At 69.8% G+C, this 23,080-nt stretch carries 20 protein-coding genes; 9 read left to right on the forward strand and 11 right to left on the reverse strand.

Translation table 11 applies throughout. The annotated features are described in order from the left end of the window. Nucleotides 1–31 precede the first annotated feature (31 nt). Nucleotides 32–3,046, reverse strand: a complete 3,015-nt coding sequence (locus BDD16_RS14145) for an L-glutamate gamma-semialdehyde dehydrogenase (RefSeq protein ID WP_179634543.1) — start codon at nucleotides 3,044–3,046, stop codon at nucleotides 32–34. 102 nt (nucleotides 3,047–3,148) lie between these two features. Here BDD16_RS14145 and BDD16_RS14150 point away from each other — a divergent pair, with 102 nt between their 5' ends. Further along, complete coding sequence (locus BDD16_RS14150) at nucleotides 3,149–3,580, forward strand: Lrp/AsnC ligand binding domain-containing protein (RefSeq protein ID WP_179634544.1); 432 nt, start codon at nucleotides 3,149–3,151, stop codon at nucleotides 3,578–3,580. On the opposite strand, the gene BDD16_RS14155 is transcribed toward BDD16_RS14150, so the two are convergent. The 3 genes from BDD16_RS14155 to BDD16_RS14165 all read right to left on the reverse strand — a co-directional run bounded on the left by BDD16_RS14155 (nucleotide 3,581) and on the right by BDD16_RS14165 (nucleotide 6,013). After that, on the reverse strand, nucleotides 3,581–4,537 hold the full coding sequence (locus BDD16_RS14155) for an IS1595 family transposase (protein ID WP_179632657.1): 957 nt from the start codon (nucleotides 4,535–4,537) through the stop codon (nucleotides 3,581–3,583). A gap of 157 nt (nucleotides 4,538–4,694) precedes the next feature. After that, entirely contained in the window at nucleotides 4,695–5,204 is a 510-nt protein-coding gene (locus BDD16_RS14160) for an Hsp20/alpha crystallin family protein (RefSeq protein WP_218897815.1), read from the reverse strand. Nucleotides 5,205–5,320: 116 nt separating this feature from the next. Beyond that, entirely contained in the window at nucleotides 5,321–6,013 is a 693-nt protein-coding gene (locus BDD16_RS14165; protein ID WP_179634545.1) for a YggS family pyridoxal phosphate-dependent enzyme, read from the reverse strand. Nucleotides 6,014–6,101: 88 nt separating this feature from the next. Here BDD16_RS14165 and BDD16_RS14170 point away from each other — a divergent pair, with 88 nt between their 5' ends. Genes BDD16_RS14170 through BDD16_RS14180 form a run of 3 tightly spaced genes read left to right on the forward strand, consistent with a single transcriptional unit; the run spans nucleotide 6,102 to nucleotide 9,237 of the window. After that, nucleotides 6,102–7,145, forward strand: coding sequence for a type IV pilus twitching motility protein PilT (locus BDD16_RS14170; protein WP_179634546.1), 1,044 nt, complete (start codon nucleotides 6,102–6,104; stop codon nucleotides 7,143–7,145). Nucleotides 7,146–7,176: 31 nt separating this feature from the next. After that, nucleotides 7,177–8,325: a PilT/PilU family type 4a pilus ATPase gene (locus tag BDD16_RS14175; RefSeq protein WP_179634547.1), complete on the forward strand. Its 1,149-nt coding sequence runs from the start codon at nucleotides 7,177–7,179 to the stop codon at nucleotides 8,323–8,325. Between the two features lie 6 nt (nucleotides 8,326–8,331). After that, nucleotides 8,332–9,237 carry an NAD(P)-dependent oxidoreductase gene (locus tag BDD16_RS14180; protein WP_179634548.1) on the forward strand — a complete coding sequence of 302 codons (906 nt, stop codon included), beginning with the start codon at nucleotides 8,332–8,334 and terminating at the stop codon, nucleotides 9,235–9,237. A 21-nt stretch (nucleotides 9,238–9,258) separates the two neighbouring features. Here the strand turns inward: BDD16_RS14180 and BDD16_RS14185 are convergent, their stop codons facing one another. The 3 genes from BDD16_RS14185 to BDD16_RS14195 form a co-directional block, all read right to left on the reverse strand. After that, complete coding sequence (locus tag BDD16_RS14185; protein WP_179634549.1) at nucleotides 9,259–9,891, reverse strand: BON domain-containing protein; 633 nt, start codon at nucleotides 9,889–9,891, stop codon at nucleotides 9,259–9,261. Between the two features lie 4 nt (nucleotides 9,892–9,895). Then, nucleotides 9,896–10,480, reverse strand: coding sequence for a phosphoheptose isomerase (locus BDD16_RS14190; protein ID WP_179634550.1), 585 nt, complete (start codon nucleotides 10,478–10,480; stop codon nucleotides 9,896–9,898). A 66-nt stretch (nucleotides 10,481–10,546) separates the two neighbouring features. Next, entirely contained in the window at nucleotides 10,547–10,960 is a 414-nt protein-coding gene (locus BDD16_RS14195) for a YraN family protein (protein ID WP_179634551.1), read from the reverse strand. On the opposite strand from BDD16_RS14195, the gene rsmI reads away from it, so the two are divergent. From rsmI to BDD16_RS14220, 5 genes are all read left to right on the forward strand, one after another. Continuing rightward, nucleotides 10,944–11,963 (forward strand): 16S rRNA (cytidine(1402)-2'-O)-methyltransferase, encoded by a 1,020-nt coding sequence (rsmI, locus tag BDD16_RS14200; RefSeq protein ID WP_310732888.1) that lies wholly within the window; start codon nucleotides 10,944–10,946, stop codon nucleotides 11,961–11,963. The genes BDD16_RS14195 and rsmI overlap by 17 nt on opposite strands. A gap of 29 nt (nucleotides 11,964–11,992) precedes the next feature. Beyond that, nucleotides 11,993–14,227 (forward strand): diguanylate cyclase domain-containing protein, encoded by a 2,235-nt coding sequence (locus BDD16_RS14205; protein ID WP_179634552.1) that lies wholly within the window; start codon nucleotides 11,993–11,995, stop codon nucleotides 14,225–14,227. Then, nucleotides 14,214–15,665: a M16 family metallopeptidase gene (locus BDD16_RS14210; protein ID WP_179634553.1), complete on the forward strand. Its 1,452-nt coding sequence runs from the start codon at nucleotides 14,214–14,216 to the stop codon at nucleotides 15,663–15,665. Before BDD16_RS14205 ends, BDD16_RS14210 begins: the two co-directional genes overlap by 14 nt. Continuing rightward, a complete protein-coding gene (locus tag BDD16_RS14215; protein WP_179634554.1) occupies nucleotides 15,662–17,215 on the forward strand; it encodes a M16 family metallopeptidase in 1,554 nt (517 codons plus the stop codon). Before BDD16_RS14210 ends, BDD16_RS14215 begins: the two co-directional genes overlap by 4 nt. Before the next feature lie 76 nt (nucleotides 17,216–17,291). Continuing rightward, a complete protein-coding gene (locus tag BDD16_RS14220) occupies nucleotides 17,292–18,464 on the forward strand; it encodes a glycosyltransferase (RefSeq protein ID WP_179634555.1) in 1,173 nt (390 codons plus the stop codon). A gap of 5 nt (nucleotides 18,465–18,469) precedes the next feature. Here the strand turns inward: BDD16_RS14220 and BDD16_RS14225 are convergent, their stop codons facing one another. The 4 genes from BDD16_RS14225 to BDD16_RS14240 form a co-directional block, all read right to left on the reverse strand. After that, nucleotides 18,470–19,183, reverse strand: a complete 714-nt coding sequence (locus BDD16_RS14225) for an EAL domain-containing protein (RefSeq protein ID WP_179634556.1) — start codon at nucleotides 19,181–19,183, stop codon at nucleotides 18,470–18,472. Then, on the reverse strand, nucleotides 19,180–20,382 hold the full coding sequence (locus BDD16_RS14230; protein ID WP_179634557.1) for a diguanylate phosphodiesterase: 1,203 nt from the start codon (nucleotides 20,380–20,382) through the stop codon (nucleotides 19,180–19,182). Before BDD16_RS14230 ends, BDD16_RS14225 begins: the two co-directional genes overlap by 4 nt. 84 nt (nucleotides 20,383–20,466) lie before the next feature. Beyond that, on the reverse strand, nucleotides 20,467–21,018 hold the full coding sequence (locus BDD16_RS14235) for a lipocalin family protein (protein WP_246332554.1): 552 nt from the start codon (nucleotides 21,016–21,018) through the stop codon (nucleotides 20,467–20,469). Further along, a complete protein-coding gene (locus tag BDD16_RS14240) occupies nucleotides 21,015–23,054 on the reverse strand; it encodes a M3 family metallopeptidase (RefSeq protein WP_179634558.1) in 2,040 nt (679 codons plus the stop codon). The genes BDD16_RS14235 and BDD16_RS14240 overlap by 4 nt, the downstream gene beginning before the upstream one ends. Between the last annotated feature and the right edge of the window lie 26 nt (nucleotides 23,055–23,080).

Below are 23,080 nucleotides of genomic sequence, written 5' to 3' on the forward strand. Positions count from 1 at the left end.
GGATCTCGGCGTCCAGTGGGGGTGGGTCAGTTCACAAGCCAGCAAGCAACGTCGCGTTCCCCCCGGCAGCCGCCGTATTGACCGTCACCGTCTGCTCCCCGCAGAACCGATAGAGATAGTGCGGTCCGCCTGCCTTCGGCCCCGTCCCGGACAGACCTTCCCCGCCAAACGGCTGCACGCCCACCACCGCCCCGATCATGTTGCGGTTCACATAGACATTCCCGACCCGCGCCCGCTCGGCGATCCGCATCGCCCGGTCGTCGATGCGCGTGTGGACGCCTAGCGTCAGCCCATAGCCGAGCGCGTTTACCTCGTCCACCAGCGCATCGACCGCGCCGCGCCAGCGCACGACGTGCAGCACCGGCCCGAACAGCTCCTCGCGCATCTCGCCGATCGACTTCAGCTCGAACGCGACCGGCGCGATGTGCGTGCCGGCCAGCCGCTCGGGCAGCGGCGTGCGGGCGATCAGCCGTGCCTCGCGCTCCAGCCGGGCGATGTTTCGGCTCAGAGCAGCGTGCGCCTCGGCGTCGATCACCGGGCCGACATCGACCGCCCAGCTTTGCGCCGCCTCCGCCGGATCGCCGCAGACCAGCTCTGCCATCGCGCCCGCGACCATCTCCAGCACCTTGTCCGCCACGCTCTCGTGCAGGCACAGCAGCCGCAGCGCCGAACACCGCTGGCCCGCCGAGCGGAACGCACTCTGGACCACCGCGTCCACCACCTGCTCCGGCAGCGCGCTGGAGTCCACCAGCATCGCGTTCAGCCCGCCCGTCTCGGCGATCAGCGGCACGATCGGGCCGGCGCTCTGCGCGAGCGTGCGGTTGATCGCCTTGGCCACCTGCGTCGAGCCGGTGAAGCACACGCCCGCACGGCGCCGATGCGCCACCAGCGTCGCGCCCACCGTCTCGCCGGGGCCGCAGACCAGCGCCAGCGCCGCGCGCGGCAGGCCGGCGTCGTGTAGCAGTTCGACGAAGCGCTGCGCGACCCGCGGCGTCTGCTCGGCAGGCTTGGCGGCGACCGTGTTGCCGGCGACCAGCGCCGCGACCACCTGGCCCGCGAAGATCGCCAGCGGGAAGTTCCACGGACTGATGCAGACGAACACGCCCCGGCCGTGCAGCCGCAGTTCGTTGCGCTCACCAGTCGGGCCGGGCAGCGTCTGCGGGGCGAGCCGGGCGGCGGCCTGCTCGGCGTAGTAGCGGCAGAAATCGACCGCCTCGCGGATTTCCGCCACCGCGTCGCCCAGCGTCTTGCCGCCTTCCTGAGCGAGCAGGCCGGCGAATTCGCTCGTGCGCCGCTCCAGCGCATCGGCCGCGCGCAGCAGCACGGCGCAGCGCTCGGTCAGTGGTGTCGCGTTCCAGCCGCGCTGGGCGGCGTGCAGCGCGTCCATCGCGGCGGCGGCGCCTGCGACGCTCGTGTCATTCGGCGCCGCGGGCATCGGCACCGCCAGCGACGCTAGCAACGGCAGCCGCTCACGTTCGGCGGCCAGATCCACGCCCTTCGAATTCGCCCGCGCCGCGCCGAACAGTTGCAGCGGCATCGGCAGCACCGAGCGCGACGGCGCCCGCAGCGGCGAGGCCAGCAGCATCTGCGGCGTCACGGCCTCGTCCGCCAGTTGATGCACGAACGACGAGTTCGCGCCGTTCTCCAGCAGCCGCCGCACGAGGTAGGCCAGCAGGTCGCGGTGTTCGCCCACCGGGGCGTAGATGCGCAGCGGCGGCGCGTCCGGGCGCTTCATCACCTCGCGGTAGATGCCTTCGCCCATGCCGTGCAGGCGCTGCAGCTCGAAGGGCGTGCCGTGCGCCTTGGCCATCTCCAGGATCGCGGCGATGGTGCCGGCGTTGTGGGTGGCGAACTGTGGGTAGATCTCGGGCGCGGCCAGCAGGCGTTGCGCACAGGCGAGATAGCTCAGGTCGGTGTGGCGCTTGTCGGTCCAGACCGGGTAGCCGGGCAGGCCGAGTTCCTGTGCGCGCTTGATCTCGCCGTCCCAGTACGCGCCCTTGACCAGCCGCACCATGAAGCGCAGCCCGTGGCGGCGGGCGATGGCGGTCACTTCGTCGATGACTTCGGGGGCGCGGGTCTGGTACGCCTGCACCGCCAGGCCCAGCCCCTGCCATTGCGGGAACGTGGCCGCGACATGGGCCGCCAGCAGGTCCAGCACGACCAGCGACAGCTCCAGCCGCTCGGACTCCTCGGCGTCGATGGTGAGGTTGATGTTCGCGGCGGCGGCGGCGTTCACGAGGTCGAGCAGGCGGGGCATCAGCCGCTCGGTCACGGTGGCGAACTGCGCCGGCTCGTAGCGAGCGTCGAGCGCGGAGAGCTTGATCGAGATGCCGTCACCATCCTCGGGCCGGGCCGGGCGGCCCTTGCTGGCGATGGCGCGGATCGCGTCGGCGTAGGCGCGGCCGTAGTGCAGCGCGTCGGCGTCGGTGCGGGCGCCTTCGCCGAGCATGTCGAAGCTGTGGCGGATCAGCGCGTGTTCGCGGCGGTTGGCGTCGGCGCGGGTCAGCGCCTCGCCGATCGACTGGCCGAGCACGAACTGCCGCCCGAGCAGCTGGATCGCCCGCACGGTCGCGGCCACCACCGTCTTGGCGCCCAGCCGTTGCAGCAACCCGCCGCCGTTCGGCGCATCGCCATCCTCGGGCAGCAGCTTCTTGGACAGGTGGATCGCCTGCGACGCCAGCCCGGACAGCATCGGGTGCGCCTGCCCGTCCGCAGCGTGGCCCGAGAAATCGGCGCGGCCGAGCTGGTCCGCGGTCAGCGCGAGCGCCGTTTCGGTGTCCGGCACCCGCAGCAGCGCCTCGGCCAGCCGCATCAGCGCCAACCCCTCCGCGCTGGAGATCGGGTACTCGCGCAGCAGCGACTCCATCGCCCAGAACGGCGCGGGCTGGCGGCGCACGGCGTCCACCCACGGCGTGCCGGTGGCGATCACGGCGGACCAGTCCACGTGGCCCTGCAACTCGCCCAGCAGGCGGGAGACTTGTGCGGTTTCGTCGCGCACGGGGACGGGCAGGCGGTCGGAGAAACTGTTGGCTGGGGCGGTGGTCATGGTGCGAGGTCTCGGCGTGGTGTTGCGCAGATCTCCAGCTTATTCGCCATGAAGATGAATAACTCACCAATCAAATGGCCATTGATTGGATAATATTTTTCCATGAGCACCGACATCGACAAGATCGACCGCCGCATCCTCGCACTGCTCCAGGCCGATGGACGCATCTCCAACCTGAAGCTGGCCGAGGCCGTGCACCTGTCGCCGACGGCGGTGCTGGAGCGCGTGCGCCGCCTCACGCGCGACGGCTACATCCTCGGCTACGAGGCCCGGCTTGATCCGGCCCGGCTCGGTGCCGGACTGATGGTGTTCGTCGAGGTGCTGCTCGACCGCACGGTGCAGGACGTGATGGACACCTTCCGTGCGGCCGTGCAGGTGCGGCCCGAGATCCTGGAGTGCCACCTGGTCGCGGGCGGCTTCGACTACCTGCTCAAGACCCGCGTGGCCGACATGGCCGCGTACCGCGCGTTCATCGGCTCGGTGATCTGGGCCCTGCCCGGCGTGCGCGAGACGCGGACCTATGTGGTGACCTGATTAGCAACGATCCTCAGCATTCCCCCGAACGACCCGCTGAGCCCGAGGCTTGCACCGCGAGACATCGATGATGAGCCGAGCCACCAACTCGCGCAGGTCGAACCGACGGTTGAAGCGGTAGGCGAACGCTGCCAGGTAGCTGCTGGCGTACTTGGGGTACTTGAACGCATGGAACGCACCCGACAACGTCGTCTTCAGGTTGCCCAGCACCGTGTTGACCCAGGTGAACTCGGGCAGCTCGCGCGGCTTGCGCTGCCCCACCACGATCGGCGTGTGCAGACAGCCCGCGCTGGTGACCGCGGCGAAGCACCCCAGCCCGTCGCTGACCACCCGCGCTCCCGGCATCAGCGCCGCCTGCGCCCACTGGCCCACCGCCTCCAGCGTGAAGCCGCTCACCGGCGCGAGCTTGACGTACTGCGGATGCCCCTGGTCATTGACCGAGACCGCCGCCACGAACGGCACCTTGTTCTCCGAACCCCGACCCGCCTTGCCGCCGCTGCGCTCCCCGCCGAGGTAGGCATCGTCGAGCTGCACCGTGCCGTCGAGCCGGTGCTGGCTCTCCCGCTCGGCCATCGCGTGCATGATCTTCTGGTGCATCAGCCACGCCGTCGGGTAGCTCACGCCCACCTGCCGCTTGAGCGCCAGCGCCGACAGCCCCGTCTTGGCCTGGCTGAGCAGGTAGATCGCCAGGAACCACGTTCTCAGCGGCAGCTTGGTGCTCGCGAACAGGCTGCCCGCGGTCAGCGAAGTCTGGTGGCGGCAGCCGTTGCATTGATACAGCTTGCGTGCGCCCTGGCCCACCACGTAGTGCGCCGCAGTGCCGCAGCGCGGGCACTCGAAGCCCTGGGGCCAGCGTGCCTGCTTGACCGCCTCGGCGCATTGCTCTTCCGTGCCGAAGCTGCTCATGAACTCCGGCAGCGACATCCCTTGCTGGAACTGGATTCGGTTCATCGGCATGTGCTCGCTCCTGCGCTTTGTCTGCCTTCTACGCTACGCCTGATCGTCGGCTAGGGCCTTGCTGAAGATCATTGCTAATCAGGTGTGGTGATGGAAGAGGTGAAGAACACGGCGGCGATCGCGGTGTGAGCGCCGCCGTGTCGGGTCGTGGTGGGGCTCAGTCGACCTTGATGTTCACCGAGGTCGGCTTGCCGGGTTGCACCTTGGGCAGGTCGATCTTCAGCACCCCGTTGCGGTAGCTGGCCTTGGCCTCGTCGCCGCGCACCGCGGCCGGCAGCGGCACGGTGCGCTGGAACGCCCCGTAGGCGCACTGCAGCACGCGCCAGCGGCCCTCGGTCGTCTCGCCCTCGAAACGCTTCTCGCCGCGCACCACCAGCGTGTCACCGCTGATCTCGATGGCGAAGTTGTCCTTCTCCATGCCCGGCGCCTCGATGCGCACGACCAGTCGCTGCTCGTCCTCGAACACGTCGCCGCCGAGCATCGACCACGATTGCGCCGGGAAGTGCAGCGGGTCGTCGATCTGGCCGCGGTCGGGCAGGGCGGTCTGCTCGCCCGGCTTGAAGCGGGTCAGCGCGCCGGCCGCCGTGTGGCGCAGCCGGTCCCAGCCCTCGGACACCGAGCCCCAGAACGAGCCGAAGCCCTCGCGCAGTTCATCGATCTTGATCATGGACAACCTTCCTTTCCAGACTGCAAGGCAGCAGGCGCTGCGAACGCCGCAGAGGCGGATACAGTACCTCCCGGCCGCTCGAACGTGCGGTCGTTCACGCCAAGTTCAAGAGCCGCTCAAGGCGTGCGGGCACCGAAGATCGCCGTGCCGATGCGCACCAGCGTGGCGCCTTCGAGGATGGCGGCCTCCAGATCGGCGCTCATGCCCATCGACAGCGTGTCCAGGCCGAGGCCTTCGGCGTTGAGCTGGTCGAACAGCTCCCGCAGCGCCCGGTGCGGGCGGCGCTGCGCTTCCAGGTCGCGCTCGGGTTCGGGGATCGACATCAGTCCGCGCAGCCGCAGCCGGGGCAGGGCGGCCACGGCGCGGGCCAGCGCGGGTACCTCGGCCGGTGCGGCGCCGCTCTTGCTGTCCTCGCCGCTGATGTTGACCTGCAGGCACACGTTCAGCGGTGGCATGTGGTCGGGGCGCTGCTCGCTCAGGCGCTGGGCGGTCTTCAGGCGGTCGATGCTGTGGACCCAGTCGAAGGCCTCGGCCACGGCGCGGGTCTTGTTGCTCTGCAGCGGCCCGATCAGGTGCCACGCCAGCACGGGGCGCAGGTCCGCCAGCACGGCGATCTTGTCGAGGCCTTCCTGGACGTAGTTCTCGCCGAAGGCGCAGAGTCCGGCCGCGTGGGCCTGGCGGACCGCCTCGGCCGGATGCAACTTGCTCACGGCCAGAAGGTGTACTGTTTCAGGGTGTCGCCCGGCCGTGAAACAAGCCTGATTTAGCCGCACTTGTGTGGCTTGTACGTTGCTCGTGATGGTCGTCATAATCGTCCGGATCGAAGTTTTCATTTTTCGTCACTTTTCCCTTCGGAAAAGTCGGCAAACTGGCCGTCTGGTCCGTAGGAGCAAATGCATGGATATCACACAGCTGCTGACGTTCGCGGTTCGTAACAAGGCGTCAGACTTGCATCTGTCGGCCGGCATGCCGCCCATGATCCGCGTTCATGGCGACGTGCGCCGGCTCAACGTCGATCCGCTGCCGCACAAGCGCATCCACGAGATGGTCTACGACGTCATGAACGACTCGCAGCGCAAGAGCTACGAGGAGAGCATGGAGTGCGATTTTTCCTTTGAGATTCAAGGCCTTTCGCGCTTCCGGGTCAATGCGTTCAACCAGAACCGCGGGGCTGGAGCGGTGTTCCGGACCATCCCGAGCAAGATTCTGACGCTGGAAGACCTCAATGCGCCCAAGGTGTTTGGCGAGCTGGCGCTGAAACCCCGCGGGCTGGTGCTGGTGACGGGTCCGACGGGTTCCGGCAAGTCCACGACGCTGGCGGCGATGGTGAATCACCTCAACGAATCGGAGTATGGCCATATTCTGACGGTCGAGGATCCGATCGAGTTTGTCCACGAATCCAAGAAATGTCTGGTGAACCAGCGCGAGGTGTTCACGCAGACCAAGTCGTTCGCCGCGGCGCTGCGCTCGGCCTTGCGTGAAGATCCCGACGCGATCCTGGTGGGCGAGTTGCGCGACCTGGAGACGATCCGTCTGGCGCTCACCGCCGCGGAAACCGGCCACCTGGTCTTCGGCACGCTGCACACGTCGAGTGCGGCCAAGACCATCGACCGGATCATCGACGTCTTCCCTGGCGACGAGAAGGACATGGTGCGCGCGATGCTGTCGGAGTCGCTGATGGCGGTGATCTCGCAGACCCTGTGCAAGAACCGCGATGGCACCGGCCGGATCGCGGCCCACGAGATCATGCTGGGCACCCCCGCCATCCGCAACCTGATCCGCGAGGCCAAGGTGGCGCAGATGTACTCCGTCATCCAGACCGGCCAGGGCCAGGGCATGCAGACGCTCGACCAGAACCTCGCCGACCTGCTGCGGCGCGGCCAGATCCTGCCTGCCGAAGCGCGTGCCAAGGCCCGTTCGCCCGAGAACTTCCCCGGCTGACGCCGTTCCACCCCCCCCGACGAACTCCACCATGGAACGCGACCAGGCCTCCAAATTCATCAATGATCTGCTGCGTCTGCTCGTTTCGCGCGGCGGATCGGATCTGTTCCTCACCTGCGACTTTCCGCCGGCCGTCAAGGTCGACGGCAAGGTCGTCAAGGTCTCGCCGCAGCCGCTGTCGAGCCAGCACACGATGGCGCTGGCCCGCTCGGTCATGAACGACAAGCAGTCGGCCGAGTTCGAGCGCACCAAGGAATGCAACTTCGCGATCTCGCCACAGGGCATCGGGCGCTTCCGCGTCAATGCGTTTGTCCAGCAGGGGCAGGTCGGCATGGTGCTGCGGACCATCCCGAAAGACCTGCCCAGCATCGACAAGCTCGGGCTGCCCAGCATCCTGAAGGACATCACGATGGTCAAGCGCGGGCTGGTCATCCTGGTCGGCGCCACCGGCTCGGGCAAGAGCACGACGCTGGCCTCGATGGTCGACCACCGCAACGAGGCGGCCTGCGACCACATCATCACCATCGAGGACCCGGTCGAGTTCGTGCACCCGCACAAGAACTGCATCATCACGCAGCGCGAGGTCGGCATCGACACGCTGACCTGGGACGCCGCGCTGAAGAACACGCTGCGCCAGGCCCCCGACGTGATCCTGATGGGCGAGATCCGCGACCGCGAGACGATGCAGCATGCCGTCGCCTTCGCCGAGACCGGTCACCTCTGCATGGCCACGCTGCACGCCAACAGCGCCAACCAGGCGCTCGACCGCATCGTCAACTTCTTTCCCGAAGAGCGCCGCGACCAGCTGCTGATGGACCTGTCGCTGAACCTGAAGGCGATGGTCTCGCAGCGCCTGATCCCGCGCGAGGACGGAGCCGGGCGCATCGCTGCGGTCGAGATCCTGCTCAACACGCCCTTCATTTCCGACCTGATCTTCAAGGGCGAGGTCTCGGCGATCAAGGAGGTGATGAAGAAGGGCCGCGAGCACGGCATGCAGACCTTCGACCAGGCCCTCTTCGACCTCTACGAAGGCTATTACATTACCGAGGCAGATGCCCTGCGCAACGCCGACTCGGTCAATGACCTGCGGCTGCAGATCAAGCTCAACAGCATGCGTGCCCGCGCCGGCAAGTCCACCGACACCGGCGGCCTGAGCATCGCTGAAGAACGCCGCTATTGACCCGACATGACCAAACTCTACGACTCTGTCCCTCCCCAGACCGTGGCCTTCATCGGCCTGGGCGTGATGGGTGGCCCGATGGCCGGCCACCTCGCCCGCGCTGGCCACCGCGTGACCGTCTACAACCGCACCGCGGCCCGCGCCGAAGTCTGGGTGGCGCAGCACGCCGGCGAAGGCCTGTCCGCCGCGATGGCTCTGACGCCGCGCGAAGCGGCGCAGCAGGCGGACATCGTCTTCCTGTGTGTCGGCAACGACGACGATCTGCGCTCGGTCGTCCTGGGTGCGGACGGCGCGCTGGCGGGCCTGCGCCCGGGCGGACTGCTGGTCGACCACACCACCGCCTCGGCGGATGTGGCGCGCGAGCTGTCGGCACTGGCGGTGGCACAGGGCGGGCAGTTCATCGACGCGCCGGTGTCTGGTGGCCAGGCGGGCGCGGTCAATGGCGTGCTGACCGTCATGTGCGGCGGTGACGCAGCAGCGTTCGAGACGATGCGGCCGGTGGCGATGGCGTTTTCGCGCGCCATCGCGCTGCTGGGCGAGAGTGGTGCCGGCCAGCTCGCCAAGATGGTCAACCAGATCTGCATCGCCGGGCTGGTGCAGGGCCTGTCGGAAGCCATCGCCTTCGGCCAGAACGCCGGCCTCGACATGAAGCAGGTGCTCGACGTCATCGGCAAGGGCGCGGCACAGAGCTGGCAGATGGACAACCGCGGCAAGACCATGGTCGACGACCAGTTCGACTTCGGCTTTGCCGTCGACTGGATGCGCAAGGACCTGGGTCTGGTGCTGGACGAGGCGCGCCGCAATGGATCACGCCTGCCGGTGACGGCGCTGGTCGACCAGTTCTACGCCGAGGTGCAGGCCATGGGCGGCCGGCGCTGGGACACCTCCAGCCTGGTCCGGCGCCTGCGCTGAGCGGGCGCTTCGGGTCGCTGTTCAGCGGCCCTTGATGTTCCTGAGCTGCTCGGGCGTGATCACGTCGACCAGCCGCACCACTTTCACGGTGCCGGGCACGGCGCGGGCCAGTTCGATGGCCCGGGTGGCCTCTTCCTCGGTCACGCGGCCCATCAGGTAGACGACTCCCCGCTCGGCGACCACCGTGAAGGCGTTCGATGCCAGCCCGGCCGCGTCGACGAAGGTGGCCTTGATCTTGCCGACGAGCAGCAGGTCGCGCGAGCGCTCGCTGGTGGAGCTGGGCCACATCACGGCCAGATCGTTGACCACCGACTTCACGCCGTCGATCTTGCCGATGGCGGCCTCGATGGCAGCCTTGTCGGCTTCGTTGTAGACCTCGCCGGTCAGCAGCACCTGGCGCTGGTAGCTGGTCACATTGACGTGCGAGCGTTCCCCGGCCACGGAACGGATGCGCTGTCCGGCCTTGAGCTCGATCGTCTCGTCTTCCAGCTGCACGCCCGAGCTGCGCCGATCGGTCACCACCATCGCCCCGCCGACGGCCGCGCCCCCGACCAGCAGCGGCGCGCAGCCGGCCAGCGAGGTGCACAGGGCTGCTGCGGCGATCAGCGTCGACAGGGGGCGGGACAGGCGGGTGTGGTTCAGCGGCAATGCCATCAGGTCATTCTCCAAGCAGTGAAACATCGACCGCATCGCACAGGCAGTGGATCACCAGCAGGTGCACCTCCTGGATGCGGGCCGTGCGGTCGTGCGGGACGCAGATGTGGATGTCCCCTTCGTTCAGCGCGCCGGGCACCTTGCCGCCGCCCTTGCCCGTGAGGGCCACGACGACCATGTCCTTCTGGTGCGCCGCGTCGATGGCTTCGAGGATGTTGGCCGAATTGCCGCTGGTGGTGATGGCCAGCAGCACGTCCCCCGGCTGGCCCAGCGCCTGCACCTGCTTGGCGTAGATCTGGTCGAAGGCGTAGTCGTTGCCGATCGCCGTCAGGATGGAGGTGTCGGTGGACATCGACAGTGCGGCCAGCCCCGGGCGCTCGCGCTCGAAGCGGCCGACGAACTCGGCGGCGAAATGCTGTGCATCCCCCGCGGAGCCGCCGTTGCCGCACGCGAGGACCTTGCCCCCCGAGGTGATGGCGTTCAGCAGGACCTGGGCCGCATCGCTCACGGGGCGCGTGAGCACCTCCGCGGCGGCGTATTTCAGGTCGGCGCTGTCGAAAAACTGTTGCTGTATGCGTTGCTCAAGCATGGCCGATGATATTCCAGCCGGATGCACGTTCGATTTCAGCGTCTGATCCATGTGCATCAACCGCCATCAACCGGCATCGAAGGCCGCGATCAGCCACGTCAGCGTGTCGCCGTCGATGGCGACCACGTCGAACCGGCACGGCGGCCAGACCCGGCAATGGCGCTGCAGGTAGTGGCGTGCGGCAAAGATGATCCGCATCTGCTTGGACCGTGTCACGCTGGCGGCCGCGCCGCCGTGGTCGAAGCTGCCGCGCCGACGGACCTCGACGAACACCAGCGTGCCGTCACGGTCCCGGTCACGCATGATCAGGTCCACTTCACCGGCACGGGCAGATGGCCCGGCGGCGACCCGATAATTGCGCTGCAACAGCACGAGTCCCTGCTGTTGCAGATGCGCCAAGGCGCGGTCCTCGCCGGCATCGCCGACGTCCTTCCTGTCCCTGCGTTCTTCGCGATTGCTGCCCGTGAGTCTCGACACCATCGTTTCCCCCCTGATCCTGCAAGCTGCCAGCGCGGCCGCGGGGCACCAGCAGCACCCTGCCTCGGCACTGTATGTCGTCGCCACCCCCATCGGCAACATGGCCGACATGAGCCTGCGCGCCATCCACGTGCTGTCGCTCGTGGATGCCGTCGCCTGCGAGGACACGCGCGTCAGCGCCGGGCTGCTGCAGCGCCTGGGGCTGCACCGGCCGCTGATCGCGCTGCACGAGCACAACGAGGAGTCGGCCGCACCGCAGGTCATCGAGCGCCTGGCCCGCGGCGAGCGCGTGGCCTATGTCAGCGATGCGGGCACGCCGGCCATCTCCGATCCGGGCGCGCGGCTGGTGGCTGCGGTGCGGGCGGCGGGATTCCGCGTGGTGCCGCTGCCGGGTGCGAGCAGCGTGGTGACGGCGCTCAGCGCGGCGGGCGATGTGGCGGGCGGCGGGTTCCGCTTTGTCGGCTTCGTGTCGCCCAAGGCCGCGGCACGCGTGCAGGAACTGCGCGCGCTCGGCGGTGATCCGGGGACCTGCGTGCTGTTCGAGGCGCCGCACCGCATCGAAGCCCTGGCCGATGCGCTGGCCGAGGTGCTGCCGACCCGCCGCCTGACCGTCTGCCGCGAACTCACCAAGCAGTTCGAGGACATCCACACGCTGGACTGCGCCGCGTTCCCGGCCTGGCTGGCGGCGGACGCGGACCACCGGCGCGGCGAGTTCGTGCTGGTGCTGCACGCGCGTGGAGCCACCGAGGCGGCCCCGGACGACGCCAGCGCCGTCTCCACCGACCACCTGCTGCGCACGCTGATGGCCGAGTTGCCCCTCAAACAGGCGGTGTCGCTGACGGCCCAGGTGACGGGCAGTGCGCGCAATGCGTTGTATGAACACGCATTGGCGTTGCGCGATGCCGCCGGACACACGCCGCAGGCGCCAGAATCACCGGCCCCTGCCGCACCAGTCGAGGGGCCGCCGACGCGGCTGCCCGACCGGCGCGGCCGGGTTCGTCGCTGAATCGTGCACGCGTCGGGGGGCGTCGGGTCATGTCGGAATGGAAAGAAGAGCCGCAGATCACGGCAGATCGCGACACTGGACTGCAGCCTTGGTGGCGCGGGCTGGTGGTGGCGGCTGGCTGTGCGGCGCTGGCGGGCCTGTCGATCGCGCTGTCGTGCCGGGAGGTCGGCATGGCCACGCTCTGGTATGCGAATGCCTTCGGGGCGTGCTGCCTGCTGCAGTCGGGCCGCCGGGGCTGGTGGGCGACGCTGGCTGCACTGACCGGTGGACTGCTCTTCGCCAATGGCCTGGCCGGGGCGGACCTGCGCGCGGCCGTGCTGTATGCCGCACCCAATCTGGGCGAGATGGTGCTTGGTGGCTGGCTGCTGACCCGCAGCCCGGACTGGCGCCAGATCCACCGCAGCCCGCTGGCGGGCTGGCGGGTCTGGTGGCGGGCCGTGCTGCTGCCGGCGCTGTCCGGTGCGACGCTGGCCGTGCTGCTGCTGGGGGGCACCGGGGTGACTCCGCAGTCCGCCACGCAGCTCTGGCTGACCTGGTTCGAGGGCAGCCTGATCGGTACCACGGCACTGCTGCCGCTGGGGCTGTCGCTGCTCGTGCACCGGGAAGGCGGCGAGGGCGTGCGGTCGCTGGCCAGGCATCTGGTGACCGGGGAGACGGTGGCCCTGATGGGACTGTCCGTCGGTACCGTGGTGCTGGCCCTGCCGCATCTGCCGTTCCCGTTTGTCTACCTGGGGCTGCCGATGCTGGGGGCGGCCATGCGCCTGCGCTATCTGGACGTCGTGCTGCAGGTCTGGCTGGTCTCGCTGACCGTCGGGGCCACCATTGCCCGCGGTGGTCTGACGCTGCCCCCGGTCCATGGCGACTGGCAGACCCTGCTGCTGCACGTGCCCCTGCTCGCCGCGCTGCTGCCGCCGCTGCTGCTGGCCGCGGCGATGGAGTCGGCCCGCGGACGCCAGCGCGCGCTGGAACGTGAACGCGAGCGCCTGCGACAGCTCTACGAGCACACGCCCGCGATGCTGCATTCGATCGACACGGAGGGCCGCATCGTGGCCGTCAGCCAGCGCTGGCTGGAGCGCCTGGGCTATCCGGTCGACGAGGTGGTGGGGCGCCAGGCCACCGAATTCCTGGATGGACCGTCGCGCCAGCGGATGCTGCAGCAGGCCTGGCCGGTCCTGATGCGCACCGGCGAGATCCGCGACATCGAGTTGCGCATGGTGTGCCGGGACGGCCAGCTGGTCGATGTGCTGCTGTCCTCGACCGGCGAGCGCGACGCGCGCGGGCGCGTGGTCCGCTCGCTGGCCATCGTCGAGGACGTCACCCGCAAGCGGCTCGCCGAGCAGCTGGCGGTGCAGTTCCAGCGCATGTCGGTGATGCTGGCCAGCATCGGGGACGCGGTGATCGGTACCGACGAGCGGGGCTGCATCGTCAGCTTCAACCCCGCCGCGGTGGCGATGACCGGCTGGTCCGCCACGCAGGTGGTGGGCCAGTTCTATGGCACGGTCGTGCACCGGCGCGATCTGGACAGCGGGGAGCCGCTGCTTGATCCGGTGCTGTCCTGTCTGAGTGACGGGCACTGCGTCAATGGCCAGGCCGCCCGGCTGCAGCACCGGGACGGCAGCAGCCGCGTCATTCGCGAGACGATCACCCCGATGCGGGATCCGGACAGCGGCGCCCTGATCGGCGCGGTCGCGACCTTCCAGGACACGACCACCGCGCACGAACTCGCCCGCACGCTGGCGCGCCAGGCCCAGCACGACGCGCTGACCGGTCTGCCCAACCGCCTGCTGCTGCAGGACCGCCTGCAGCAGGCGCTGCAACTCGCCCGGCGCAGCGGGGGCTGTCTGGCGCTGATGTTCCTGGACCTCGACCACTTCAAGCAGATCAACGACCGGCAGGGCCATGACGTGGGCGACGAGCTGCTGCGCCAGGTCGCCGGCAGCGTGCTGGGTGCCGTGCGGGCCAGCGACACGGTCTGCCGGCTGGGTGGCGACGAGTTCGTGGTGCTGCTGCCGCAGATCGGCACGGCCGAAGACGCGGCCGAGGTGGCGCGCCACATCCTGGGGGGGGTGGCGCAGCCGTACCGGATCGGTGGGGCGAGTCTGCACGTCTCCTTCAGCATCGGCATCGCCGTCTTCCCCGACGATGGCGAGGACGAGGCCACGCTGATGCGCCGCGCTGACACCGCCATGTACCAGGCCAAGCGCGATGGCCGCAACGGGCTGCGTTTCCACCATGCACTGGACACCGGTCTTGGCGCACCCTGACGCCCGGCCGGCGGGGCGGCGTCGCCTGCTGCGGCAGGGGGCAGTCCTGCTGGCCAGTGGCGGGCTGGCGGGTGTGCAGGCGCAGGCGCCGCTGGCCACGGTGCGGGTGCCGCCGCTGTCGCCGCAGGTGCGGGTGCTGCGCAACGGGTTGCAGGTGGTGCTGCTGCCGGACGAGCCGGTCGCCGGGCGCGCCGGGTCGGGCACAGCCGCGCTCCAGGTCTGGTACCGGGTCGGGGGCAAGGACGACCCGCCCGGCCGCTCGGGCTTCGCGCACCTGTTCGAGCACATGATGTTCAAGCGCACCCGCCACCTCGCGGACGAGGCGTTCGACCGCCTGACCGAGGATGTGGGCGGCCAGAACAACGCCTTCACCACCGAGGACGCGACCGCCTACCTCAACGTCGTGCCGGCCAACCACGTCGAGCGCCTGCTCTGGGCCGAGGCCGAGCGCATGGCGCAGCTGCTGGTCACCGAGCCGCAGTTCCTCAGCGAGCGGGCGGTGGTGGCGTCGGAGTTCCGCCAGCGGGTGCTGGTCGATCCCTACGGCCGGCTCTTCAACGCCATGGCGCCCGCGCTGTGGCGGGTCCATCCCTACCGCAACCCGGTGATCGGCCGGGTCGAGGACCTGAACGCGGCCACCCTCGGCGATGTGCAGCGCTTCCACGCCACCTACTACCGGCCCGACAACGCCACGCTGATCGTGGCGGGCGACATCGACCCGTCCCGGATCCACGCCTGGGTGGACCGGTACTTCGGCCCGCTCACCGCACCGGACACCCCCGTGCCGCGGGTGTCGCTGCGGGAGCCGCGCCGCGAGCGCGGGCAGGGGCTCACCCTGTCCGCGCCCCAGGTGCCCGCGCCGGCGCTGGCGCTGCTGTGGCAGGCCCCGGCCGCGGCGCATCCGGATGCCGCGCCGCTGCGCGTGGCGGGCGCCTTGCTGGGGCAGGGGGATTCGTCCCGCCTCTCGGTCGGGCTGGTCGAGCAGGGCCGGCTGGCGCAGAGTGCGGGCTTCGGTGTCGATCTCCACGCCGACGCCGGCATGCTCAGCGCCTGGGCGATCGCCGCGGGCCCGTCCGTGGTCGGTGGCGATGCGCGCAGCGATCCCCGGCTGCCGCAGCTGGAAGCCGCGCTGCTGCGGGCGGTGCACCGGCTGGCCCACGGCAGCATCCCGATCGGCGAACTCGACAAGGTGCGCACGCAGTTGCTCACTGAGGCGCTGGTGGCGAGGCAGACGGCCGAGGGCCGTGCGCTGGCGGTCGGCTGGTCCATCGTGCGGCGGCAGGACGCGGGTGCGGTGGATGTGGAGCTGGCGCAGCTGCAGGCGGTCCGTGCCGAGGACGTGCAGCGCGTGCTGCGCACCCACGTGCTGGCCGCGCACGCGGTGGCGCTGCGCTACGTGCAGGGGCCGTCTGCGGCCGTGTCCGGCGGTCCGGCATGAAGCGGCGCACCTTCGGGGGCTGGCTGGTGCGTGGTGGCGCGGTGGCACTGGGTTCGGCTGCCAGCGGATGCGCTGCACCGGTGGCGCGTCCCCGTCCGACGGCTGCGGCCGGACCGCCGGCCACACGGGCCATCGACCGGCCGGCTGCCCCGCCGCCGCCACCGCTGCCGGAGCCCGGCCCGGCCTTGTCGCTGCAGGTGCCTGCGCGTTTCGAGGAGGTGGCGGGCGACAACGGTCTGACGCTGATCGTCTCGCCACGGCCAGGCTTGCCGCTGGCCAGCGTGGCGCTGCTGGTGCGCTGCGGACCGGCGTTCGATCCACCCGGTCGCCGGGGTTGTGCCGAGCTGCTGGCGCAACTGCTGACCCGGGGGGCGCTGCGGCACGGCCGCGCGGTCGATGGCGTGGGGCTGTCCCGGCAGGCCGAGGCGCTGGGCGGGGCTGTCTCCGTGCGCGTCGAGGAACGGCTGATCGCGCTGGAGATGACGGTGCTCACGCCCCGGATCCCGGCCGCGCTGGCGCTGCTGGCCGATCTGCTGCGCCACCCGCTGCTGGCCGCGGCGGACCTGCAGAGCGTGCGGTCGCAGATGCGCGATGCGCTGGCCCTGCGGCGGCAGGATCCGGCGGCACTCGCGGCGATGGTCGCGCACCGCACGGCCTGGGGGCCCGATGCCCGGGGCGAGGTCACCACGGCGGACAGCGTGATGGCCGTCCGGCGCGAGGATGTCGTGGCGCTGCACCGCCGCTGGGTGCGGCCGGACCGGGTGGCCGTGGTGCTGGCGGGGGACATTGATCTGGCCGGCGCGCGGGCGGTGGTCGGACCGGTGCTGGAGGACTGGCGCCTGGGCACGGAGCCACCGCCGGCCGAACCCCGCGAGGCCCCATCGGAGGCGCCGGCCCCGGTACTGGCACCGACCCTGCTGGTCCACCTGCCTGCTGCGGCCCAGAGCAGCGTGCTGCTGTGCACCCCGTTCGTCGGCACCGAGGCGCCCGACCACGCCATCGGAACCCTGGCGGTCGCCGTGATGGGCGCCGGCTACTCGGCCCGGCTCAACCAGGAGGTGCGCATCCGGCGCGGCCTGTCCTACGGGGTGAGCGGGCGGGTCGAGCAGCAGCGCCTGACGGGCCTGTTCATCGCGGCGGCACAGACCGGGCACGTCCATGCCGCCGCAGTGGCCGCGCTGATGCAGCGCCAGCTCCTCGGTCTGGCGCAGCAGCCGGTCACCCCGGCCGAACTGGCGGCACGCCGGGCCGCGCTGATCGGGGAGTTCGCCCGGCAGCTCGACACCACCAGCGGCATGGTCGCCCGCATCGGCGACGACTGGGCCCTGGGCGTCGCCTCCGGCCACCTCGCCCGCTGGTCGCAGCGGCTGGAGGCGGTCACTCCGGTCCAGGTCCAGGCGTTTGCCCGGCGGCACTGGACGCCGGAGCGCCTGCGCACGGTCATCGTCGGCCCCCTCGATCGCGTGTTCGCGGCGACGGCGCCGCCCCCGGGTGCCGTCCGGCTGGAGGCCTCCGCCCTGGTCCTCGACAGTCCGACGCTGCGCCGCTGAGCGTGTCCGGCGAGCGCTGTCATGGTTTGCCCCGACAATCTCCGCCTGTCCGATTCCTCTGCTGCCTGAGCCCAAGATGCTGCGCATAGCCCTCGTCACTCCCATGCTGCCCGTTCCGCACGACCAGACGCGGGGCCGCTACATCCACGAAACCGCCCGCTCGCTGGGCAAGCTCGCCACGGTGAAGACCTTCTTCCAGACGATGCAGTACCCGCGCATCCCCGGGTTCAAGCCGCGCAGCTTCATCTACGGCTCGGTCGGCCCGGACTACACGCTGGACGGCTGCGATGTCGAGGCCTTCACCTTTCCCGGCGTGCCGGTGGTCAGCCGCGGCTACAACGGCCACATCGCCAGCCTGGCGCTGACGCCGCGGGTGCGCCGCTTCAAGCCGGATCTGGTGCTGGCCTATTGGGTCTATCCGGACGGATTCGCTGCGATGCGCACGGCGCGGGCGCTGGGGGTGCCGTGCATCGTCGGCGCGCTGGGCTCGGACATCCATGTCCGCTCGGGCGTGAACGAGAAGATGACACGCCGCACCATCGGCGGCATCGACGCGCTGCTGACGGTGAGCGAGGCGATGCGCCAGTACGCGATCCGCGAGTTCGGCGCGCCAGCCGAGCGGGTCCACACCATCATCAACGGCTTCAACACCGCCGTCTTCAAGCCGCTCGACCAGCCGTCGCTGCGCGCGAAGTGGGGCGTGAAGCCGGACGAGAAGATGATCGTCTACGTCGGCCGCTTCGTCGAAGCCAAGGGCATGCGCGAGCTGATCACCGCCTTCCAGCAACTCGCCAAGGACGACCCGAAGGTGACGCTCGCCCTCGTCGGCGACGGCGTGATGAAGGCGGAGCTGATGGCGCTGGTGGCGTCGACCGGGCTGACCGAGCGCGTCCATCTGCCGGGTGGTCAGGCGCCCGAGCAGGTCGCCGAGTGGATCAACGCTGCCGACGTGCTGACGCTGCCGAGCTGGAGCGAGGGCTATCCGAACGTGGTGGTGGAGGGCGTGGCGTGCGGGCGTCCCGTGGTGGCGACCGACGTGGGCGGCACGCGCGAGATCCTGCATGCGGACAACGGCATCCTGATCCCGCCGAAGAACGCCGAGGCGCTGGCCAAGGCGCTGCGGCAGGCGCTCGACCAGCCGTGGGACCGCCCGGCGATCGCCGCGGCGATGAGCCGCACCTGGGACGATGTGGCGGTGGAGACGCTGGCGGTGTGCGAGCAGGTGGCCCGCGGCGCGCGCAGGCGCTGAGTGGCTCAGGCCGACGGCGGGTAGAAGGCCAGGGGCATCTGCCGCAGGCCCGGCCGGGCGAACAGGTAGCCCTGGAACAGCTCGATGCCTTCCTGGCGGAACCACCAGTACTCGGCCTCGGTTTCCACGCCTTCGGCGATGACGTCGATGCCCAGGTCGGTGCAGGTGCGGTGGATGCCGCGCACGATGGCCTGGCGCGGGCCGCGGCTCTCGATGCCGCGCACCAGCGACATGTCCAGCTTGATCGAGTCCGGCTGGAACTCGGCCAGCAGGTTCAGGCCCGCGTAGCCGGCCCCGAAGTCGTCGATCGCGAAGTGGACGCCGGAGCTGCGGTGGTTGTTGACCATCTCGGCGAACCGCTTCAGGTCGTCGATTATCTCGCCCTCGGTGATCTCCAGCGTGATGTGGTCGGCGCGCATGCCGCAGCGTTCGGCCATCTCCAGCGTGGAGGTGATGGCTTCTGCCGACAGGTCCAGGCTGCGCGGCATGAGGTTCAGGTTCAGGTTGCACGGACCACCGAGCATCGACGCCAGCCGGATGGCCTCGATGCGCAGCTGCAGGTCGAGCACATGCAGGTCCAGCGGCCCCACCTGGGTCAGCACCTGCCACGCCGGCTCGCCATTCGGGCCGCGCACAAGGGCCTCGTAGGACGCGATCTCGCCGCTGACCACGTTGACGATCGGCTGGAAGGCAAACGTGAACTGCGGCAGGCGGGTCATGGCAGCCACTGTGCCGGCGAGGGCAGATCGCGCGTCAGTGTCTCGAACTTCGGCGCGCCGATCAGCGGCCCCTGGAAGAGCGACACGCCTTCCTGCCGGAACCAGTCGTATTCGGCCGGGATGCACACGTGCCGGGCAATCACGTCGATGCCCAGGTCGTCGCAGGTCTGGATGATGCCCCGCGCAATGGCCTGGCGCGGTCCGTTCGAGGCGATGTCGCGCACCAGGTTCTCGTCCAGCGCGATGCTGTCGGGCTGGTAGGTCTCGACCTGGCTCAGGCCCGAGCGGCCGGCGCCGAAGTGGTCGACGCAGATCTTCAGGCCGGCACCGCGGTACTGCTGGATGATCGACGCGAAGGCGATCGGATCGCCGATCAGCTGGTCCTGGTCGATGGCGATGGTGATGCGGTCGGCCTCGATGCCGCACTGCGTGGCGGTGTCGAGCACCGAGCGCAGCGCCTGGGCCGCCTGGTCGGCGTGGTGGGCGCGCAGGCTCAGCGTCAGGCCGGTGGGCAGGGCCAGCCGGGCCGCCAGACCGATGGCGAGCACGCGGGCTTCCATGTCGAGCCGCGCGCGGTCCTGGGCGGTGTGGCACTGGTTCAGGGCAGCGTCGGGTGGGCCGCCATCCGGTCCGCAGACGATGGCCTCGTGCGAGACGATGGTGTGCTCGCTGGCGTCGTAGACGGGCTGGAAGGCGAACGAGATCGGTGGGCGCTCGCGCAGGGCCGGCTCGCGGCGGGCGGCCGATGCCGCCATCGAGGCGCTCGACAGGCGACTGCGCCAGCGGCCCTCCTTGAACGCGCCCAGCAGCTTCTTGGTGCGGCCCGAGTTGAGCCGGGTCAGGCAGGCGCCACCGGTGAAGAAGTCGTTGGCGCCGTCCAGATCGGCCAGCTCCTCGGCCGTGACCTCGGCGAAGCCCATGCTCCAGTCGCTGAAGGCGCGGCGCGGGATGGGCTCGCGGATGATGGTGACGATCTGGGTGTGGCGCGGGTCGGCCGAGATGGTGCGGAAGATGCCGTCCACGGCCTCCGGCTCACCTTCCAGCACCTGCAGGAAGCTGCCGTCGATGTGCAGCAGCATGCCGGTGACGGCCAGCGAGGCGTTCTTCTTTCGGGCCAGCGCGAGCAGCGCCGCGAGGTCTTCCGGGGTGAAGACCTGGGTGGCGGCGCTGCTGTAGATCAGGTGCATCAAGGCAGACATGTCGATCCTCGTGAAGTGCGTGTCGTGCGTGAAACGCAGGCTGCCGCCATCGTAAGTTCGAACTGCCTGGTACCGCCGTCCACGTCAATCCAGCGGACGGGTCTGCGGCGTGTTCTTGAACGCCGACCGCGCGTAGCCGAGTGCTTCGGCGCGGGCCAGGGCGGCTTCCAGATCGGCCGGCGCGATGGTGGGTGTGCGCGAGAGCACCCAGCCGAACTTGCGCGTCGGCTCGCCCACCAGCACCCAGCCGTAGTCCGCACCCCCGCCCAGCGCGAGGATCCAGTAGTCGCCGTAGAACGGCCGGAAGAAGCTCACCCGCAGCTTGGCGTTGCCACTGTCGGGGACGACTTTGGCGACGCCGGTGATGTCGTCGACCTTGCCATCGGCGGTGCGGCAGCGGTTGACGACCTCGATGTCGGCGCCGGTCTGGCGGTAGCGGGCCTGGGTGTCGGCCACGCACTGCTTCTGGAAGCGGTTGGGCAGCGAAGCGACTTCGTACCAGGCGCCGGCGTAGCGGGCCAGATCGACGGCGGGGACGGTGGGCAGCGGGGTGCTGGGGGTTGAGGCGCAACTGGCCAGCGTGGCCAGTGCCACCCCGGCGGTCAGTGCAGCGAAGCGCTTCATGTGCTGGTTCATCCTGCCATCCCTTGGTGTCGGAGCAAGGCGTCGATGTTCGGCTCGCGCCCACGGAACGCCTTGAAGTTGTCGATCGCATCCCGCGCGCCGCCTGCTTCCAGGATCTCGCGCCGGTAGCGGCGGCCCGTTTCCGGGTTCAGTACGCCTTCTTCCTCGAACGCGCTCCAGGCGTCCGCGCTCAGCAGCTCGGCCCACTTGTAGCTGTAGTAGCCGGCCGAGTAGCCGCCCGCGAAGATGTGCGAGAAGGTGTGCTGGAAACGGTTGAACGCGGGCGGCTTCATCACCGCCACCTCGCCGCGCACCTCGTCCACGATCTGCTGGACACGCGCGTCGCTGCCCGGTTCGGCGTGCAGGCGCATGTCGAGCAGCGAGAACTCCACCTGGCGCAGCGTCATCATCCCGCTCTGGAAGTTCTTGGCCGCCGTCATCTTGTCGAACAGCACGCGCGGCAGCGGCTCGCCCGTCTCCACATGGGCGGTCATGTGCTTGAGCACCTCCCACTCCCAGCAGAAGTTCTCCATGAACTGGCTCGGCAGCTCGACCGCGTCCCACTCCACGCCCGAGATGCCCGACACGCCCAGCTCGCTGACCTGCGTCAGCAGGTGGTGCAGGCCGTGGCCGAACTCGTGGAACAGGGTCTGCACCTCGTCGTGCGTGAGCAGCGCGGGCTTGTCGCCGACCGGCGTCGAGAAGTTGCAGACGAGGTGCGCGACCGGCGTCTGCAGCACACCGGTGTCCGGGCGCAGCCAGCGGCCCTTGACGTCGTCCATCCAGGCGCCCGGGCGCTTGCCGGGGCGGGCATACGGGTCGAGGTAGAACTGGCCGATGAGTTGCCCAGCGCGCTCGATGCGGTAGAAGCGCACCGACGGGTGCCAGACCGGCGCCGTGTCCGGGCGGATCGCCACCTCGAACAGCGTCTCGATGATGCGGAACAGGCCGTCGAGCACCTTCGGCTCGGTGAAGTACTGCTTCACTTCCTGGTCGCTGAAGGCGTAGCGGGCTTCCTTGAGCTTCTCGCTGGCGTAGGCGGAATCCCAGGATTGCAGGTCCGTCAGCCCCAGCTCGGTCGCCGCGAACTCGCGCAGCTCGGCCAGATCGCGCTCGGCATACGGACGGGCACGGCGGGCGAGGTCGCGCAGGAAGGTCAGCACCTGCGCCGGGCTTTCGGCCATCTTGGGCACCAGCGACACGTCGGCGTAGCTCGGGTAGCCCAGCAGCGTCGCCTCTTCCTGGCGCAGGCGCAGGAGTTCGGCCATCACCGGGCCGTTGTCGCGCTCGGCGGGGCCGGCTTCGCAGGCGCGGGTGACGTAGGCGGTGTAGAGCTGTTCGCGCAAGAGCCGGTTGTCGGCGTACTGCATCACCGGCAGGTAGACCGGCATGTGCAGCGTCAGCTTGTGGCCGTCCTTGCCTTCGGCTTCAGCGGCGGCGCGGGTGGCGGCCTTCACGTCGTCGGGCACGCCGGCCAGCTCGTCGGTCGTGGCGTAGTGCGTGAAGCTGTCGGTCGCGTCCAGCACATGCTCGGAGAACTTCTGGCCCAGGTCGGCCATCTGCTCCTGGAGCGCGGCGAAGCGGGCCTTGGCTTCGCCCTGCAGCTCGGCACCGGACAGCACGAAGTCGCGCAGCCAGTGCGACAGCGCCTGCTGGCGCGGGGCGCTCAGCGTCGCGGCCGACGGGCTGGCGGCGATCGCCTTGTACTTGGCGTAGAGCCGCTCGTCCGCGCCCTGGCGCGTATAGAACTCGGTGATGCGCGGCAGGTTCTCGTTGAACGCGGCGCGCAGTTCTGGCGTGTCCGCGACCCCCTTCAGGTGACCGACCGCCCCCCACGCACAGCCCAGCCGCTCGGTCGCCACCGACAGCACCTTCGACAGCGTGTCGTAGTCGGCCAGGGTGTCGGGTGCCACGGCGGTTTCGAGCGCCGCCTCGGCGTCGGTCAGCAGCACATCGAGGGCCGGCGTGACGTGCTCGGGCCGGATGGCGTCGAACAGGGGCAGCGGTTGGGCGCAGAGCAGGGGGTTCGTGGAGGTCGTGTCGGTCATGGTTATGGAGTGCGTTGGGCGGTGTG

The organism is Sphaerotilus montanus, from assembly GCF_013410775.1.
GTDB lineage: Bacteria > Pseudomonadota > Gammaproteobacteria > Burkholderiales > Burkholderiaceae_C > Sphaerotilus > Sphaerotilus montanus.